Below are 16,937 nucleotides of genomic sequence, written 5' to 3' on the forward strand. Positions count from 1 at the left end.
AACGGTCTGCATCGGGGAGCTCCTCATGCTCGGCCGCTGCACAACTGCCTCGGCTTCACATGAGGTTCTAGGCGACCGGCCGTGAGGCGAGCCTGAATTTCGCTGTCAGCCAAAGTTCAGCTAAAACGCGATGTTTCTGAACGATCGGGGAGGAAGGGCCGAACCCTCCCTCCTCGACATCACTCAGTTCGCCGGGGGCACTTCGAGACCGGTGTGATAGGCGAGGAAGGCGAGAATATCGCCATATTCGTCGATCACCTTGTCGGTCGGCTTGCCCGAACCGTGGCCCGCGCGGGTTTCGATACGGATCAGATGCGGTTCGTCGCCAGCGTCGGCGGCCTGCAGGGCAGCGGTGTATTTGAAACTGTGCCCCGGCACCACGCGGTCGTCCGTATCGGCGGTCGTCACGAGCATCGCCGGATAATCCACGCCGGAACGGATGTTGTGATAGGGCGAATAGGCACGCAGCACGGCGAAATCGTCCTCGCGATCGGGATAGCCGTAATCGTCGACCCAGTACCGGCCCGCCGTCCAGCGATCGAAGCGCAGCATGTCCATCACGCCGACCGCCGCATTGGCGGCGTCGACCAGATCGGGACGCTGATTGGTCACCGCGCCGACGAGCAGTCCGCCATTGGAACCACCCTGGATCGCGAGCCCCTCGGGCGTCGTATACCCCTCCGCCTTCAGATACTCACCCGCCGCAATGAAGTCGTCGAACACGTTTTGCTTGTTGGCGAGACGTCCGGCATCGTGCCATTCCTTGCCGTATTCACCCCCGCCACGGATATTGGCGAGCGCGAAAGTGCCGCCCGCCTTCAGCCATGCAAGGCGCGTGGCGGCGAAGCTCGGCGTCAGCGAGATATTGAACCCGCCATAGCCGTAAAGCAGCGTCGGCGCGGGGCCGGTCGAGTCCTTGCCCCGCACGATGAACATCGGGACGCGCGTTCCATCCTTTGAGGAATAGAACACCTGCTCCACCCGGTAATCGTCGGGCGAGAAGGCGACTTCGGGCTCGGCGAAGACCTGAGTCTCACCGCTGTCCACGTCGAGGCGATAGATCGCGCCGGGCTGATTGAAGCTGGTGAAGCTGTAGAAGGTTTCGCTGTCGCCCGGCTCCCCGCCAAAGCCTGCGATCGAGCCGATGCCCGGCAGGTCGAGTTCGCCGGTGCGGTTGCCGTCGAGGTCGTAATAGACCGCGCGGCTGCTCGCATCCTGCATGAATTCGACCACCAGGCGATCGCCGATGATGGACGCGCCGGAGATGGGATTGTCCCCTTGCGGGATCACTTCTTCCCACGTCAGCGTGGGCTCGGTCAGATCGGCGCGCACGATCCGATAGCGCGGCGCGTCCTTGTTGGTCATGAAATAGACCGTGTCGCCCGTCGATGCGATCGGGCTCCATTCGTTTTCGAACCCGGTCACGATATCGCGCGTCTGCCAGCTGCCGTCGCTGCGGTTCGCAAGGTCGATCACGCGCAATTCGTTGCGATTGTCGGTCCCGGTGGAGGAATAGATGAAGGCCCAGCGCCCGTCATCGGTCACGCCCAGGCCGTGGCCCTGTTCCTTGAACTGCGGCGTTTCGTAAACCAGCTCGTCCTCGCTCTGAGGCGTGCCGAGGCGATGGAAATAGACTTTCTGATTGTAATTGAGCGACTGGAAATCCTGGCCTTCTTCCGTTTCGGGGAAGCGCGAATAGAAGAAGCCGTCATCGCCGAGCCAGGAAATGCCGGTGAACTTGGCCCAGCGGATCTCGTCGCTCATTTCCTCGCCGGTCGCCACATCGAGAACCTTGATGGTGCGCCAGTCGCTGCCGCCATCCTGAATGGCATAGGCGAGATAATCGCCCGATTTGGACGGCGCAGTATCCGCGAGCGCGGTGGCATTGTCCGCCGACCACTCGTTGGGATCGATCAGCAGGCGCCCTTCGCCATTCCACCCGTCGCGCACGAAATATTGCGACTGGTTCATGAGGCCCGAATTGTAGCTGTAGAAATAGCGGTCCCCCGCCTTGGTCGGGATGCCGAAGCGTTCGTAATCGATCAGCTTGGCAAGCTCGGCCTTGAACCAGTCCGTTCCCGGAAGCTGTTCGAGATAGGCATCGGTGACGACGTTCTGCGCCTCGACCCAGTTCGCCACTTCGCTATCGCCGCGCACGTCGTTTTCCAGCCAGCGATAGGGATCGGCGATCTGCTGGCCGAAAATGGTCTCGACCGTGTCGGTGGCACGGGTTTCGGGATAGTCGGACATGGTCTGGGCAACTCCGGGCGTCGCGGCGAGCGCGACCATGGCAGCACCGGCCATAGCGGCGGCAGTGATACGGTTCATGCGGGTGGATCCTCTCCGTGAAAAAATCGTGTCTTCAATGTAGGTCGCGGGCGGTCGCGTTCAACATCAATCCAGCGCCGCCAGCACGTCGCGCGTAAAGGCGGCGGCGAGAAGGGAGCGGATCATGTCCGCTCTTGTGCCAGAGCCCACCCAAAAGAAAAGGGCCGGAAGGTTTCCCCTCCGACCCTTCGATCTTGCGATGCGAAAAGCGCTTACGCGTCTTCGTATTCTTCCTCGTCATTCATGACGGGGCCGCTATCCTGGCCCTTGGCGTCGACGTCGCGGTCGACGAATTCGATGATCGCCATCTGAGCCGCGTCGCTGCCGCGATAGCCGGCCTTGATAACGCGCGTATAGCCGCCATCACGATCGGCAAAGCGCTCGGCCAGAACGTCGAACAGCTTCTTGAGCTGGGTCTCGTCGCCGAGACGGCTCATGGCGAGGCGACGATTGGACAGGCCGCCGCGCTTGGCGAGCGTGATCAGCTTTTCGATATAGGGGCGCAGTTCCTTCGCCTTGGGGGCAGTGGTCAGGATCTGCTCGTGCTTGATCAGCGCAGCCGACATGTTGCGGAACAGGGCGGTGCGGTGGCCCGACTTGCGGCCGAGCTTACGCTGGCGAATACCGTGACGCATACTTCATTCCTTCGTTCGTTAGAGGCCCGTTCTAGGTAGCCCATAGCTGGCGGCGCTCAGGGTGCGCCGCCGGAACCCGTTCAGCCCAGAAGTTCCTGTTCGAGCTTCTTGGCCATTTCCTCGATATTCTCCGGCGGCCATCCGGGGATGTCCATGCCGAGGCGCAGGCCCATGCTGGACAGCACTTCCTTGATTTCGTTCAAGGACTTGCGGCCGAAGTTCGGAGTGCGCAGCATCTCGGCTTCGGTCTTCTGGACCAGATCGCCGATATAGATGATGTTGTCGTTCTTGAGGCAGTTGGCCGAACGCACGCTGAGTTCCAGCTCGTCCACCTTCTTGAGAAGGTAGCGATTGAGCTGGTTGGTGTCGCTTTCCTGCGGCTCAGCGGCCTGGCCGATCATCGCGGAGGACGGCTGCGGAATGCCTTCCTCGAAGTGGACGAACAGCGTGAGCTGGTCCTGCAGGATGCGCGCGGCATAGGCCACCGCGTCTTCCGGCGTGACGGTGCCATCGGTTTCGACGGTCAGCGAGAGCTTGTCGTAATCGAGTTCCTGCCCGACGCGGGCGTTCTCGACCTTGTAGCTCACCTGGCGAACCGGCGAATACAGGCTGTCGACCGGGATCAGGCCGATCGGCGCATCGGCCGGACGGTTGGCGACGGCGGGCGAATAGCCCTTACCGGCGTCCGCAGTCAGTTCCATGTTCAGCGTCGCGCCTTCGTCGAGATGACACAGGACCAGGTCCTTGTTCATCACTTCGATGTCGCCCGAAACGGCGATGTCGCCCGCCTTGACCTCGCCCGGGCCGGTGGCGGAAAGCTGCAGGCGCTTAAGGCCTTCGCCTTCCATCTTCAGCGCGATCTGCTTCACGTTGAGGACGATGTCGGTGACATCCTCGCGCACACCGGCGAGCGAGGAGAATTCGTGCAGCACGTTCTCGATTCTGATCGAGGTGATCGCCGCGCCCTGGAGCGAGGAGAGCAGCACGCGGCGCAGCGCGTTGCCGAGCGTGAGGCCGAAGCCCCGCTCGAGCGGTTCGGCGACGAAGGTGGCCTTGCGCTTCTTGTCGCTGCCTTCCTTGACCTCGAGAGTGTTGGGTTTTTTCAGTTCCTGCCAGTTCTTGTTATTGACGGACATGGATATCCCCTGGTTCGAATACGGACGGGACCGGCGCTCTGGGCAGAGAGCGTCCGGTCCGTGAATGTGGTGTCGGCGGCCCTAACGAGAAAGGGCCGCCAGGCAGGCACGGATCAGACGCGACGGCGCTTGGAAGGCCGCACACCGTTGTGCGGGATCGGCGTGACGTCGCGGATCGAAGTGATCGTGAAGCCCACCGCAGCAAGACCGCGCAGCGCGCTCTCGCGGCCCGAACCCGGGCCCTTCACTTCGACTTCCAGCGTGCGGACGCCGTGTTCGGCGGCCTTCTTGCCGGCATCGTCGGCGGCGACCTGGGCCGCATAGGGAGTCGATTTGCGGCTGCCCTTGAAGCCCATCATCCCCGCGCTGGACCAGCTGATCGCATTGCCCTGAGCGTCGGTGATGGTGATCATCGTGTTGTTGAAGCTGGCGTTGATGTGCGCGACGCCGCTCGTGATATTCTTCTTGTCGCGCCGCCTGATCCGGCCGGGTTCGCGTGCCATGGTCTTGGTATCCTTATATCAAACTCAAGAAGGGAAAAGCGTATCGGGAAAACCCGACGCTTACTTCTTCTTGCCGGCGATCGGCTTGGCCTTACCCTTGCGGGTGCGGGCGTTGGTGTGGGTACGCTGGCCGCGCACGGGCAGGCCCGCACGATGGCGCAGACCGCGATAGGAACGCAGGTCCATCAGGCGCTTGATGTTCATCGCGGTTTCGCGGCGAAGGTCGCCTTCGACCCGATGTTCCTCGTCGATCGTCTCGCGGATACGCAGCACTTCCTCGTCGGTGAGGTCCTGCACACGGCGCGAATGGTCGATGCCGAGCTTGTCGGCGATCTCGACGGCCGTGGTCCGGCCGATACCGTGGATATAGGTGAGCGCGATGATCACGCGCTTGTTGGTGGGGATGTTCACCCCGGCAATACGAGCCACTTACTTCTCCATGCTCCACAGGGACTTACGACCGTCGGGCCAACCCTATCTCATCGCTCAATACATTCGCCTGACGGACGGCGCAAAGGCCGAAAGTCCGGATGCAGCACCTTTTTTACAAGGCCGCCACGCGCCGGACCGATCCGTAATTGTCGAATGAACCGCGCGCTTAGGGCGATTCGCCCACGGCGTCAACCGCCAGCCTCGCGCAACACCGCGCGACCGCCATATGGGCGGCACGGGCGTGTGTTCAAGCTGTCTATAGCGCCGGGATCGAGGCGCGTCAAAATCCGCGCCGCGAGCGATCACATAACGCCGAAGGCCAGCATCGCCGAGGCGACCTTTTCGAAGGCGGCGATATTGGCGCCGCGTGCGTAATCGACCTTGCCGTCTTCGCCTTCGCCATGTTCGGCGCATTTATCGTGGATTTCCGCCATCAGATCGGTGAGTTGGCTGTCGAGCTTCTCGTGGTTCCAGCTCACGCGCTCGGCGTTCTGGCTCATTTCGAGACCCGAGACCGCGACCCCGCCCGCATTCGCCGCCTTGGCGGGAGCGAACAGAATGCCCGCGTCGCGAATGGCGCACGATGCCGCGTGGGTCGTGGGCATGTTCGCCCCTTCGACCACCGCCATGACGTCGTTCTTCACGAGCGCCTTCGCATCATCCTCTTCGATCTCGTTCTGCGTGGCGCAGGGCATGGCGATGTCGCAATCGACATGCCAAGGCCGCGCTCCGTCGCCGTGATATTCGGCGTCCGGATATTCCTCGACATACTCCTTGATCCGCCCGCGCCGCTCCTGCTTCAGCGCCATGACCCAGTCGAGCTTGTCCTGATCGATCCCGTCAGGATCGTGGATGAAGCCGTCCGAGTCCGACAAGGTCAGGACCTTCGCCTCGCAATCGATCAGCTTCTGCGCGGCGTGCAGAGCGACATTGCCGGCGCCCGAAAGAACCACCGACTTGCCCTCGATGGAATGGCCCGCATGGTCCAGCATCCGGCGCAGGAAATAAACCGCGCCGAACCCCGTCGCCTCGGGCCGCAATTCCGATCCGCCCCATTCCAGCCCCTTGCCCGTGATCGCGCCTTCCCAACGGTTCACGATGCGCTTGTACTGACCGAACAGGAAGCCGATCTCGCGCGATCCGACGCCGATATCGCCTGCGGGCACGTCGGTATGCGGTCCGATATGGCGATAGAGTTCCGTCATGAAGCTCTGGCAAAAGCGCATGATCTCCGCGTCCGACTTGCCCTTGGGATCGAAGCTGGATCCACCCTTCCCTCCGCCCAGCGGCAGTCCGGTTAGCGCGTTCTTGAACGTCTGTTCGAAGGCGAGGAATTTTAGGACGCTTTCGGTCACGCCCGGATGGAAGCGCAGACCCCCCTTGTAGGGGCCGATCGAGTTGTTGTTCTGGACGCGCCACCCGCGCTCGACGCGAACACGACGGTCGTCGTCTTCCCAGCAGACGCGAAAACTGACCACGCGATCGGGCTCGGTCAGACGGCGCAGGATCTGCGCGTCCAGATATTCGGGCTTGTCCACGACGAAATCGAAGACATCGCGCGCCACTTCGCCAACGGCCTGGACGAATTCGTCCTGCCCCGGATTGCGATCGCGCAATTCATCCATGAAGCTTTCGAAATCCGATGCTGCGTCGGATCGCTCGGTATTCGGCATGATTCAATCCCTCCGGTCTCGGGGACTAAATCCATGCTGGCCGCGCATCGTTCCCCCCGAACCGCCCGCTGGTAGGCGGCTTCAATCCTCGTCGGTGAGGGATTCGAATTCTTCGTCGAAAGTAGGCGCTTCAGAATCGTCGGCAGTCGCCTCTTGCGGAGCGGACGTTTCGGACGGCACCGACCGCGTGTCGTCACCCAGAGGGCCAAGATGCGCTTGCAGTCCCGTGAGCTGCTGGCTCATCACCTGGTCGACCGCGGCGGCGATCGCCGGTATCTCGAAGCGCATCGGGCCACCAACATTGTATTCCCACAGCACGCGCGTACCGCCGGGTATTTCCTTCAACGTGATGGTGAGTACGCCTTCCGCCGGTTCGCCCTGAAGCGGGCCGAGGCCACCGCGCAGGCGCAGCACTTTGAGCGGAAATGCCTGGACCACAATGGCATGGCGCGCACTGCCGTTCATCGCCGATGCGTCGCCCGCATCGTCACCGGGAATCGTTTCGCAGAAGCATCCGCCCGCTTGCGGCGTCAGCGTCAGATTGCCGGCGTCGCCCGACCAGGTGTGCTCGTCGGTCCACCACTCGCCCGGCTTGGTCAGCGCCAGCCAGACCGTCATCGGCGGCGCCGCGATCTGCGCGGTGTCGCGCGTGACGAAGCCGTTGGGTGAGGTCGAAACCACTTCGGCCCGCGCCGAAACGCTCGTCATCGCAGCCAGCAGCCCAGCCATGGCAAAAGCGGTAATCGGTCGCATCGTGATCATTCCCCCGTTTGTCGCTCGTCATAACCCGGCGACCCGAGGGTGGAAAGACGCCGTATTCAGCCCAGGATCGAATCGATCGCGTGGGTGACGTCCTCGATGCTGGCCATCCCGTCGACACGACTAACGATCCCGCGCGCCTCGTAGCCCGGAAGGATCGGTGCGGTTTCCGAACGATAGACCTGCATGCGATGACGCACGGTTTCCTCGTTATCGTCGGGACGGCGCTTGAATTCGGTGCTGCCGCACTTGTCGCACACACCTTCGGTCTTGGGCTGGTTGAACGTGTCGTGATAGCCCGCGCCGCACTCGGCACAGGTGAACCGACCGGTGATACGCTCGACCAGGGCATCCTCGTCGACGCCCAGTTCGATCACATGGTCGAGCTTGCGCCCATGCCGTTCGAGGATTTCATCGAGCATGCGCGCCTGCGCTTCGGTGCGCGGATAGCCGTCGAAGATCGCGCCGGTCTCGCTGCCCATCGCGGTCAGTTCCGCATCGATCAACTCGCTGACGATATCGTCCGAAACGAGCTCGCCCTTGTCCATGATCGCCTTGGCCTTGATGCCCACCGGTGTTCCGGCGCTGACCGCCCCGCGCAACATGTCTCCGGTCGAGAGCTGGCGCATGCCGTGATGCTCGACCAGGCGATGCGCCTGCGTGCCTTTGCCCGCGCCCGGAGGGCCAAGAAGGATGATGTCCATCGTTCGAAAGTCCCCTTTGCCCGAAATCCTTATCTTCGGGCGCGTAGCCTAGCGCATCCGGCCTTTCAACTTGGCCTTTTTGATGAGGTCGCCATACTGGTGGGCCAGCAGGTGCGACTGGATCTGGCTGATCGTATCGACCGTGACGTTCACGACGATCAGCAGGCTGGTCCCGCCAAGGAACAGCGGAATGCCCGTCTGCGCGATCATGTATTCCGGAATGACGCAGACCAGCGCGAGGTAGATCGCCCCCACCACGGTGATGCGCGTCAACACGTAGTCGAGATATTGCTCGGTGCGCTTACCCGGACGGATACCGGGAATGAAGCCGCCGTTCTTTTTCAGATTCTCCGCCGTTTCCTCGGGATTGAATACCACCGCGGTGTAGAAGAAGCAGAAGAAGACGATCCCCGCCGCATACAGCGTCATATAGATCGGCTGTCCGTGCTGGAGATATTGCAGCAGGGTCTGCAGCCAGGCGCCCGTCGTGCTGTTCGTATCGAGCGAATTGCCCGCGAACTGCGTGATGGTGAGCGGCAGCAGCAGCAACGAACTGGCGAAGATCGGCGGAATGACGCCCGCCGTGTTGAGCTTCAGCGGCAAATGGCTGCGATCGGCCTGCATCATGCCGCGCTGGGTCGCGCGCTTGGGATACTGGATCAGCAAGCGCCGCTGCGCCCGCTCCACGAAGCTGATCACCAGAATCAGAATCACGATCATGGCGATGAAGCCGACAATGATTACCGGCGAGATCGAACCGGTGCGCCCGCCTTCGAACAGGTTTGCGGCGAAGCTCGGGAATTGTGCGACGATTCCCGCCATGATGATCAGGGAAACGCCGTTGCCGATGCCGCGACTGGTGATCTGTTCGCCCAGCCAGAGCAGGAACATCGTCCCGCCGACGAGGCTGATCACCGCACCGATCCGGAACATGTAGCCGGGATCGACCACCGCCTGGATACCGCTCTGCGCGCCGTAGCTTTCGAGGCCCGCGGCCAGGAACCAACCTTGCACCGTGCACAACAGCACCGTGCCGTAGCGGGTGTACTGATTCAGCTTCTGGCGGCCGGTCGTGCCTTCCTTCTTCAGCGCGGCAAGCGAAGGATGCAGCGCCGCAGCGAGCTGGATCACGATCGAGGCGGTGATGTACGGCATCACGCCCAAGGCGATCAGGCTCATCCGTTCGAGGCTGCCGCCGGTGAACATGTTGAACATGTCGAGGATGCCGCCGCGCGCCGTATCGGCGAGCGATTGCAACACCAGCGGGTTCACACCCGGCAGCGGAACGAAGCTCAGAAAGCGGAAGACGACCAGGGCACCGATGGTGAACCAGATTCGCTGGCGCAGTTCGGTTGCCTTGGAGAAATTGGCGAGGCTTAGATTGCTCGCGATATTATCGGCGCGTGATGCCATCTCGAAAAGTCGATCCTAGCTTGGTGCCGGCCCCTCCCGGCGATGGAGGGGTAGATAGGGTGGGGTTCGCCCAATGTCGAACCCCCGCCCCATGATTTTCCCGCTTACTTGGCCTTCTTGGCCTTGTTCGCTTCGGTACGGGCAGCCTTCTTCTCGTGCTCGGGCTGCGCTGCGGCGATCACTTCGACCTTGCCGCCGGCCTTTTCGACCGCTTCGATCGCGCCCTTGGACGCACCGGCAACCTTGAAAGTGACCTTGGCAGTCAGTTCGCCCTTGCCGAGCAGACGCACGCCATCCTTGCCGCCACGGGCGAGGCCGGCGGCCTTCAGCGTTTCGTGATCGAGCGTGGTCTTGGCGTCGAGCTTGCCCGCGTCGATGAACTTCTGGACCATGCCCAGGTTCACTTCGGCGAAATCCTTGCCGAACGGATTGTTGAAGCCGCGCTTAGGCAGACGCATGTGAAGCGGCATCTGGCCGCCTTCGAAGCCCTTGATGGCGACGCCCGAACGGCTCTTCTGACCCTTCTGGCCACGGCCGCCGGTCTTGCCCTTGCCCGAGCCGATGCCACGGCCGACGCGCATGCGCTCTTTACGGGCGCCGGGATTGTCGCGAATTTCATTCAGTTTCATAGTGCACTCGCTTTCGCTTTCTAGGCCCCCTGAAGGGGTGCGCGCTGTTGGAAGGGGCGGCCCCTATCCAAAACCGAAGCGATTGTCACCCCCTGTCTGCGAGTTTGCGAATTCCGTCGCGATGCATGGTTAACCGTTCCCCAATGTCTCGGATGTAGGGCGCAAAGCGAAGCGCGACGGTGATCGGGATATAGAATGCTCAATTTCAGTCTACCCGCTGCGAATCTGCGGATCGAGCGTTCCGGCAGGCTGTCGCTGGCATCGGGTCATGCGTGGCGGCTGGGCGTGTGCATTCTTATTGCGCTCGGCCTTCGCATGGCCACCTTCGGCAATCCCAATCTCTTCGTCGACGAGGCCTTCTATTTCGCCGCCGGGATAGAGATGACGCAGGGCGCCCTACCCTTCGTCGACATATGGGACCGCAAGCCGTTCGGGCATTTCGCCCTTTACTGGGCGATGGCCGCGATCTCCTACGATCCGATCGTCTACCAGATCGTTGCGGCAATCTTCGCCGGCTTCACAGCTTCCGTGATCTGGGAAATGGCTAGAAGGGAATTCGGCTCGCGCGCAGGCTGCACAGCTGCGATTCTCTATCTGTGCGCGCTTCCCATGTTCGGGGGATATGGCGGGCAAAGCCCCGTCTTCTACAATGCTTTGGTGGCGACGGCGGCCTGGATCGTCCAACGCCATTCCGATAAATCGAGCGAAGCCGGCTCGGCAGCCTATCTGGTCCTCGCCATGGGCCTTGGCGGCCTGGCCCTTACCATCAAACAGACGGCCGTATTCGAAGTCGCCGCGTTCGGACTGTGGGCCAGCTGGAAGCTATTCAGAGAGTCGGGAAGCGCACAGCGCACGGTAAAATGGATGGCTGTCTGGATCGCGATCGGCGCTGCGCCGACTCTCGCCATCGCAGGCTTTTACGCGGCGTCAGGCCAATGGAGCGAATTCTGGCAGGCGATGGTCCTCTCCAATCTCTCGAAATCATACGAGGCGTCGAACTCTCTCTTCGGAGCGGCGATTATGGGGATTCTTATCACCCCGCTTATCGCTCTGGCTTTCTTGGGGATGCGCCAAGCACCATCTTCCGACATGAAATCATTCATTCTGGTCTGGCTGGCGGCGGCGGTACTGGGGCTGCTCGCAGTGCCGAACTTCCATCTCCATTACGCGCTCCCGCTTCTGGTGCCGCTATCGCTCGCATCGGCGCCGATCCTTGCGCGGCCGGTCGCGGGATCGATCGGGCTGGTTCTTGTGCTGACGATCAGCTTTGCCATCCACTCTCCGCTCGATTTCGACCGTACGGAGCGCACGAGCGTGGCGATGGACCGTCTGGTCGACGCGATCCGGAAGCATGACGATGGCCGATCCATGGTGATCTTCGACGGTCCGCCGATGCTCTATCATCTGGCAGGCCATCATTTGCCGACCCCCCTCGCCTTCCCGCCCCATCTCAGCCACGGAGCGGAGCGCAATGTCAGTCATCTCGATACCGAACAGGAAGTCCGACGCCTGTTGGCACAGCGTCCCGGCGTGATCGTCGACGTGGCCGATTTCAAGCATAGGCCGCCCAACGCGGAGACGGTCGCGCTTATCAACGCTTACACCAAAGCGAATTGCCGCCTGGTCGAACGTCGGATCGTGCAGGACCGAACGGTCGATTTCACGGTGCAGATCCATGGAGACTGCGCCGCCTGATCAAGCGTGCGTGGCGTTGAGCGCATTCTCTACAGACAAACGAAAACGGCGAAGAAGCCGCCAAGCTTCTCCGCCGCCATCGAATGTGTAGCAACCGAACAGGCAATCGCCTGAACTCGGGCGCGTGTCAGTCCACGATCGTGACCAGATGCGGAACCTTGGCAATTGCACCGCGCACCTCGGGGGTGTCCTGACGCGTCACGGTCTTGTGCATCTTGTTGAGGCCAAGGCCGATCAGAATCTTGCGCTGGCTTTCGGGCCGACGCATCGGCGAACCGATCTGCTTGATGGTGATGGTCTTCTTGTCTGCCATCTGACTTACTCCGCCATGGCCGCGGCGTCGGCTTGCGCCTCGGCCTCGGTCGATCCGCCACGACCAAGCAGGTCGGCGACCTTCTTGCCGCGACGCTGCGCCACCGACTTCGGCGACGTCTGGTCCTGCAGGGCATCGAAGGTTGCGCGGATCATGTTGTAGGGATTGGACGTGCCGACCGACTTGGTCACCACGTCGGCAACGCCAAGGCTTTCGAAGACAGCACGCATCGGACCACCGGCGATGATACCGGTACCGGCGGGCGCCGTACGGACGGTGACCTTGCCCGCACCGAAACGGCCATTGCCATCATGGTGCAGCGTGCGGCCATCCTTGAGCGGAACGCGGATCATGTGCTTGCGCGCAGCGGCAGTCGCCTTGCTGATCGCTTCCGGCACTTCACGGGCCTTGCCCTTGCCGAAGCCGACGCGGCCCGAACCGTCGCCGACCACGACCAGTGCGGCGAAGCCGAAACGCTTACCACCCTTCACGGTCTTGGAGACGCGGTTGATGTGGACCAGCTTCTCGATGATGCCGTCGTCTTCTTCCTCGCGACGTCCACCGCGACGATCGTCGCGACCACGGCCACGGCCACGGCCGCCACCATCGCGTCCGCCACGGTCATTACCGCCGCGGCCACCACGCTGACGCGGCTGACCTTCGGCACCCTGAGCCGGCGACTGGTTGTCGGCAGCTTCAGACGGCGTATCGGCCACTGCGGGCTTTTCATTGGTCACGGCATGCTCGGTCTCGGCAGTCGCGACACCGGCATCGGCCTTGGCTTTCGCGACTTCGGGAGTCTCCGCCACGGCGGGAGCCGAATTGTCTTCGGGGGTCTTGTTCTCGTCGGCCATAATCAGAACTCCAGCCCGCCTTCGCGGGCGGCATCGGCCAGCGCCTTGACGCGGCCATGGAACAGGAAGCCACCGCGATCGAACACGACGGTGGTCACGCCGGCCTTCTTGGCGGCTGCGGCGATGTCCTTGCCGACCTGCTGCGCGGCATCGACGTTGGCACCCGAGCCCGAAGCGCCCAGCGTGGAAGCTGCGGCGACGGTCTTGCCGGCGGCATCGTCGATGATCTGCGCATAGATATGCTTGCCGGTGCGATGCACCGACAGACGCGGCTTGCCACCGGAGCGGCTGCGAAGCGCCGTGCGAACACGGCGGCGGCGGCGTTCGAAGAGGGAAAGCTTGGCCATCTTACTTCTTCTTCCCTTCCTTGCGGAAGATATACTCGCCCTGGTACTTGATACCCTTGCCCTTATAGGGTTCGGGCTTGCGCCAGCGGCGGATTTCTGCGGCGAACTGGCCGACCTTCTGCTTGTCGATACCCGACACGATCACCGTCGTCTGGTCCGGGGTCTGCACGTCGAGGCCTTCAGGCACATCGAGATCGACGTCATGCGAATAGCCGAGCTGAAGCTTCAGCTTCTTGCCCTGCGTGGACGCACGATAACCGACACCGGAAATCTGCAGCGTCTTGGAAAAACCTTCCGTGACGCCTTCGACCAGGTTCGACACCATGGTGCGCTGCATACCCCAGAAGGCGCGGGCCTTCTGCGTGTCGTTGGCAGGCTGAACCGAGATGCCCTCATCTTCGACCTTGTAGTCGATGAGGTCGGACAGACCCATGGTGAGAGTGCCCTTGGGCCCCTTCACCGACAGCGTCTTGCCATCGATATTGGCGGTGACCCCGCTGGGGATCGCCACCGGACGTTTGCCGATGCGGCTCATCAGAACACCTCCGCCAGCACTTCGCCGCCGACGTTTTCGCTGCGCGCTTCGTTGTCAGAAAGCACGCCGCGCGGCGTCGAGACGATGGTGATACCGAGGCCGTTGCGCACGTTCGGGAGTTCTTTCGAACCCGAATAGACGCGGCGGCCCGGCTTGGAGACGCGAGCGACGTGCTTGATCGCAGGTTCGCCCTCGAAATACTTCAGTTCGATCCGCAGCGCCTTGTGCTTGCCGCTGTCGTCTTCGCTGTAGCCACGGATGTAGCCTTCACGCTGGAGCACTTCCAGGACGTTCGCGCGCAGCTTGCTCGCGGGCGAGAGGACGCTGTCCTTCTTCGCCTGCTGGCCGTTGCGGATGCGGGTGAGCATGTCACCCAGGGGATCGGTCAATGCCATGGTCTAGATCCTCACCAGCTCGACTTGGTCAGGCCGGGGATCAGGCCCTTATTGCCCAGATCCCGCAGCTCGATGCGGTTGATGCCGAACTTGCGGTAATAGCCGCGCGGGCGGCCGGTGGTGGAGCAGCGGTTGCGCACACGCGTGGGATTCGCGTTACGCGGCAATTCCGCCATCTTCAGGCGCGCCATCAGCCGATCGCTTTCGTCGGCCGACTTGTCGTCCGCGATTGCCTTCAGCTTCTCGTACTTGGCAGCGTACTGCTTGACGAGCTTCTTGCGCTTCTCGTTCTTATTGATCGAACTCAGTTTCGCCATTGGACTTAAGTTCCTCTCTTAGCGGCTCACGCCGCTTCCTTCTCTTGCGACGCACCCTCGGCCTGCTCGGCCGGGAACGGAAAACCGAACAGACGCAGCAGCTCGCGCGCTTCGTCGTCGGTCTTCGCCGTGGTGGTCACGATGATATCCATGCCACGGACCTTTTCGATCCGGTCGTAGCTGATCTCGGGGAACACGATCTGTTCCTTCATGCCCATCGCATAATTGCCGCGCCCGTCGAAGCTCTTCGGATTGACGCCGCGGAAGTCGCGGATGCGGGGCATTGCGATGGTGACCAGACGGTCCATGAATTCGTACATGCGATCGCGGCGCAGGGTAACCTTCGCACCGATCGGCATGCCTTCGCGCAGCTTGAACTGGGCGATCGACTTCTTGGCCTTGGTGATGACCGGCTTCTGACCGGCGATCAGCGCCATTTCCTCGGCGGCCGTCTGAACTTTCTTCTTGTCCTGGCTCGCTTCGCCCACGCCCATGTTGAGCGTGACCTTTTCGATCCGAGGCACTTCGAGGCGGTTCTTGTAACCGAACTTCTCGGTCATCGCCTTGACGATTTCGTCCTCGTACTTCTTCTTGAAGCGCGGCGTGTAGCTATCAGCCATCGATTGTCTCCCCGGACTTCACGGCGACGCGCACCTTCCTGCCGTCCTTCTCTTCGAAACGGACGCGAGTGGGCTTGCCGTCCTTCGGATCGGCCAGCGCGACCTTGGAGATATGCATCGGAGCCGGAAAACGGTCGATGCCACCCTGCGGGTTCTGCTGGTTCGGCTTGCGGTGACGGGTTGCGACGTTCACGCCTTCGACGACGATCTTGCCATCCTTGGGCATGACCTTCTCGACCGTGCCCGTCTGGCCCTTGTCCTTGCCGGACAGGACGACGACGGTGTCACCCTTCTTGATCTTGGCGGCGGCCATTACAGCACCTCCGGAGCGAGCGAGATGATCTTCATGAACCCGCGGCCGCGCAGTTCGCGCACCACCGGGCCGAAGATACGGGTGCCGATCGGCTCTTCGCTCTTGTTCACGAGCACGGCGGCATTGCTGTCGAAGCGGATCACGCTGCCGTCGGGACGGCGCACGTCCTTTTTCGTACGCACGATGACGGCGCGATGAACATCGCCCTTCTTCACCTTCGCGCGCGGCTGAGCTTCCTTCACGGAAACCACGATCACGTCCCCGACACTCGCGGTGCGGCGCTTCGAGCCGCCCAGTACCTTGATGCACTGGACGCGCTTGGCGCCGCTATTGTCCGCGACGTCGAGATTGGATTGCATCTGGATCATCGATCCGGTTCCTTCTCTTGGCTTGCCGGGACAGGTGCCCGGCAGTTCCGATTACGTCAGTTTCCTGCGGCTTCGACTTCTAGGTCGGCCTCGACAGCCTGCGTGCCGCCCGCCGTCACCCGGTCCTTGACCTGCCAGGTCTTGGTCTTCGAGATAGGCTTGGTCTCTTCGATGCGCACGACGTCGCCGAGCGTGTACTCGTTCTGCTCGTCATGGGCGTGATACTTCTTCGAACGGCGGATGATCTTCCCGTACAGCGGGTGCTTCACCTTACGCTCGACGAGCACGGTCACGGTCTTGTCGGTCTTGTCCGAGGTAACCGTGCCGATCAGGATACGCTTTGGCATAATCTGTTCCTTAAGCCTTGGCAGCCGCGGTGCGGGCGCGCTCGCCCTGCAGCGTCTTGATCGTAGCGATCGAACGGCGCACTTCGCGGATGCGGGCCGGCTTTTCCAGCTGGTTGGTCGCCGCCTGGAAACGCAGGTTGAACTGCTCGCGCTTGAGCGAGGTCAGCTCTTCGGCGAGCTGATCGTCCGACTTCTGGCGGAGGTCTTCGGTCTTGCTCATGCTTCGCCTCCCAGATGCGAGGTGTCGCCGAGGCGGGCAACGACCTTGGTCTTCACGGGCAGCTTCATCGCAGCACGCTCGAACGCTTCGGCGGCGAGCGGACCCGCAACGCCATCGAGTTCGAACAGGATGCGACCCGGCTTCACGCGGGCTGCCCAGTATTCGATCGACCCCTTGCCCTTACCCTGACGGACTTCGGCGGGCTTCTTCGAAACCGGCACGTCCGGGAAGACGCGGATCCAGAGACGACCCTGACGCTTGATGTGACGCGTGATCGCGCGGCGAGCCGCTTCGATCTGACGCGCGGTGATCCGCTCGGGCTCCAGCGCCTTCAGGCCGTACGACCCAAAATTCAGCACGGTGCCGCCCTTGGCGTTACCGTGAATACGGCCCTTGAACGC

The 16,937-nt window shown here is 62.3% G+C and carries 23 protein-coding genes; 1 reads left to right on the forward strand and 22 read right to left on the reverse strand.

Features of this window, described 5'->3' with window-relative positions; genetic code table 11:
* Window positions 1–183 precede the first annotated feature (183 nt).
* The 10 genes from A3736_RS05315 to rplO all read right to left on the reverse strand — a co-directional run bounded on the left by A3736_RS05315 (window position 184) and on the right by rplO (window position 10,212).
* Window positions 184–2,328 carry a prolyl oligopeptidase family protein gene (locus A3736_RS05315; protein WP_082851326.1) on the reverse strand — a complete coding sequence of 715 codons (2,145 nt, stop codon included), beginning with the start codon at window positions 2,326–2,328 and terminating at the stop codon, window positions 184–186.
* 212 nt (window positions 2,329–2,540) lie between these two features.
* On the reverse strand, window positions 2,541–2,963 hold the full coding sequence (gene rplQ / locus A3736_RS05320; protein ID WP_067680144.1) for a 50S ribosomal protein L17: 423 nt from the start codon (window positions 2,961–2,963) through the stop codon (window positions 2,541–2,543).
* Between the two features lie 80 nt (window positions 2,964–3,043).
* Window positions 3,044–4,099, reverse strand: a complete 1,056-nt coding sequence (locus A3736_RS05325; protein ID WP_067680147.1) for a DNA-directed RNA polymerase subunit alpha — start codon at window positions 4,097–4,099, stop codon at window positions 3,044–3,046.
* Between the two features lie 113 nt (window positions 4,100–4,212).
* Entirely contained in the window at window positions 4,213–4,602 is a 390-nt protein-coding gene (rpsK, locus tag A3736_RS05330; protein WP_067680150.1) for a 30S ribosomal protein S11, read from the reverse strand.
* Window positions 4,603–4,662: 60 nt separating this feature from the next.
* A complete protein-coding gene (gene rpsM, locus A3736_RS05335) occupies window positions 4,663–5,031 on the reverse strand; it encodes a 30S ribosomal protein S13 (RefSeq protein ID WP_067680153.1) in 369 nt (122 codons plus the stop codon).
* A gap of 305 nt (window positions 5,032–5,336) precedes the next feature.
* Complete coding sequence (gene gdhA, locus A3736_RS05340) at window positions 5,337–6,707, reverse strand: NADP-specific glutamate dehydrogenase (RefSeq protein ID WP_067680156.1); 1,371 nt, start codon at window positions 6,705–6,707, stop codon at window positions 5,337–5,339.
* Between the two features lie 81 nt (window positions 6,708–6,788).
* Complete coding sequence (locus A3736_RS05345) at window positions 6,789–7,460, reverse strand: SRPBCC family protein (RefSeq protein WP_082851328.1); 672 nt, start codon at window positions 7,458–7,460, stop codon at window positions 6,789–6,791.
* A gap of 65 nt (window positions 7,461–7,525) precedes the next feature.
* Window positions 7,526–8,170 (reverse strand): adenylate kinase, encoded by a 645-nt coding sequence (locus tag A3736_RS05350; RefSeq protein ID WP_067680162.1) that lies wholly within the window; start codon window positions 8,168–8,170, stop codon window positions 7,526–7,528.
* 48 nt (window positions 8,171–8,218) lie between these two features.
* The gene (secY, locus tag A3736_RS05355; protein ID WP_067680165.1) at window positions 8,219–9,583 is read right to left on the reverse strand and encodes a preprotein translocase subunit SecY; all 1,365 of its coding nucleotides are present in this window, start codon (window positions 9,581–9,583) and stop codon (window positions 8,219–8,221) included.
* Window positions 9,584–9,687: 104 nt separating this feature from the next.
* A complete protein-coding gene (gene rplO / locus A3736_RS05360; protein WP_067680168.1) occupies window positions 9,688–10,212 on the reverse strand; it encodes a 50S ribosomal protein L15 in 525 nt (174 codons plus the stop codon).
* A gap of 195 nt (window positions 10,213–10,407) precedes the next feature.
* Here rplO and A3736_RS05365 point away from each other — a divergent pair, with 195 nt between their 5' ends.
* Window positions 10,408–11,907, forward strand: coding sequence for a glycosyltransferase family 39 protein (locus A3736_RS05365; RefSeq protein WP_067680171.1), 1,500 nt, complete (start codon window positions 10,408–10,410; stop codon window positions 11,905–11,907).
* A 127-nt stretch (window positions 11,908–12,034) separates the two neighbouring features.
* Here the strand turns inward: A3736_RS05365 and rpmD are convergent, their stop codons facing one another.
* The 12 genes from rpmD to rplP form a co-directional block, all read right to left on the reverse strand.
* A complete protein-coding gene (rpmD, locus tag A3736_RS05370; RefSeq protein WP_067680174.1) occupies window positions 12,035–12,220 on the reverse strand; it encodes a 50S ribosomal protein L30 in 186 nt (61 codons plus the stop codon).
* A gap of 5 nt (window positions 12,221–12,225) precedes the next feature.
* On the reverse strand, window positions 12,226–13,077 hold the full coding sequence (rpsE, locus tag A3736_RS17830) for a 30S ribosomal protein S5 (protein WP_233999244.1): 852 nt from the start codon (window positions 13,075–13,077) through the stop codon (window positions 12,226–12,228).
* Window positions 13,077–13,421, reverse strand: a complete 345-nt coding sequence (rplR, locus tag A3736_RS05380; RefSeq protein ID WP_067680177.1) for a 50S ribosomal protein L18 — start codon at window positions 13,419–13,421, stop codon at window positions 13,077–13,079. Before rplR ends, rpsE begins: the two co-directional genes overlap by 1 nt.
* A 1-nt stretch (window position 13,422) precedes the next feature.
* The gene (rplF, locus tag A3736_RS05385; protein ID WP_067680180.1) at window positions 13,423–13,956 is read right to left on the reverse strand and encodes a 50S ribosomal protein L6; all 534 of its coding nucleotides are present in this window, start codon (window positions 13,954–13,956) and stop codon (window positions 13,423–13,425) included.
* Entirely contained in the window at window positions 13,956–14,351 is a 396-nt protein-coding gene (rpsH, locus tag A3736_RS05390; protein WP_067680183.1) for a 30S ribosomal protein S8, read from the reverse strand. The genes rplF and rpsH overlap by 1 nt, the downstream gene beginning before the upstream one ends.
* Before the next feature lie 11 nt (window positions 14,352–14,362).
* Window positions 14,363–14,668 (reverse strand): 30S ribosomal protein S14, encoded by a 306-nt coding sequence (gene rpsN, locus A3736_RS05395; RefSeq protein ID WP_067680186.1) that lies wholly within the window; start codon window positions 14,666–14,668, stop codon window positions 14,363–14,365.
* Window positions 14,669–14,694: 26 nt separating this feature from the next.
* Complete coding sequence (rplE, locus tag A3736_RS05400) at window positions 14,695–15,288, reverse strand: 50S ribosomal protein L5 (protein WP_067680189.1); 594 nt, start codon at window positions 15,286–15,288, stop codon at window positions 14,695–14,697.
* Complete coding sequence (gene rplX, locus A3736_RS05405) at window positions 15,281–15,601, reverse strand: 50S ribosomal protein L24 (RefSeq protein ID WP_067680192.1); 321 nt, start codon at window positions 15,599–15,601, stop codon at window positions 15,281–15,283. Before rplX ends, rplE begins: the two co-directional genes overlap by 8 nt.
* Complete coding sequence (gene rplN / locus A3736_RS05410; protein WP_067680194.1) at window positions 15,601–15,969, reverse strand: 50S ribosomal protein L14; 369 nt, start codon at window positions 15,967–15,969, stop codon at window positions 15,601–15,603. Before rplN ends, rplX begins: the two co-directional genes overlap by 1 nt.
* A 56-nt stretch (window positions 15,970–16,025) precedes the next feature.
* Window positions 16,026–16,316 (reverse strand): 30S ribosomal protein S17, encoded by a 291-nt coding sequence (gene rpsQ / locus A3736_RS05415; RefSeq protein WP_067680197.1) that lies wholly within the window; start codon window positions 16,314–16,316, stop codon window positions 16,026–16,028.
* A 10-nt stretch (window positions 16,317–16,326) separates the two neighbouring features.
* Entirely contained in the window at window positions 16,327–16,536 is a 210-nt protein-coding gene (rpmC, locus tag A3736_RS05420; protein ID WP_067680200.1) for a 50S ribosomal protein L29, read from the reverse strand.
* Window positions 16,533–16,937, reverse strand: a 405-nt coding sequence (rplP, locus tag A3736_RS05425) for a 50S ribosomal protein L16 (protein WP_082851327.1), incomplete at its 5' end; no start/stop codon positions are given. The genes rpmC and rplP, both read right to left, overlap by 4 nt.

This window comes from Erythrobacter sp. HI0063 (assembly GCF_001635685.1).
Taxonomy (GTDB): Bacteria; Pseudomonadota; Alphaproteobacteria; order Sphingomonadales; family Sphingomonadaceae; genus Qipengyuania.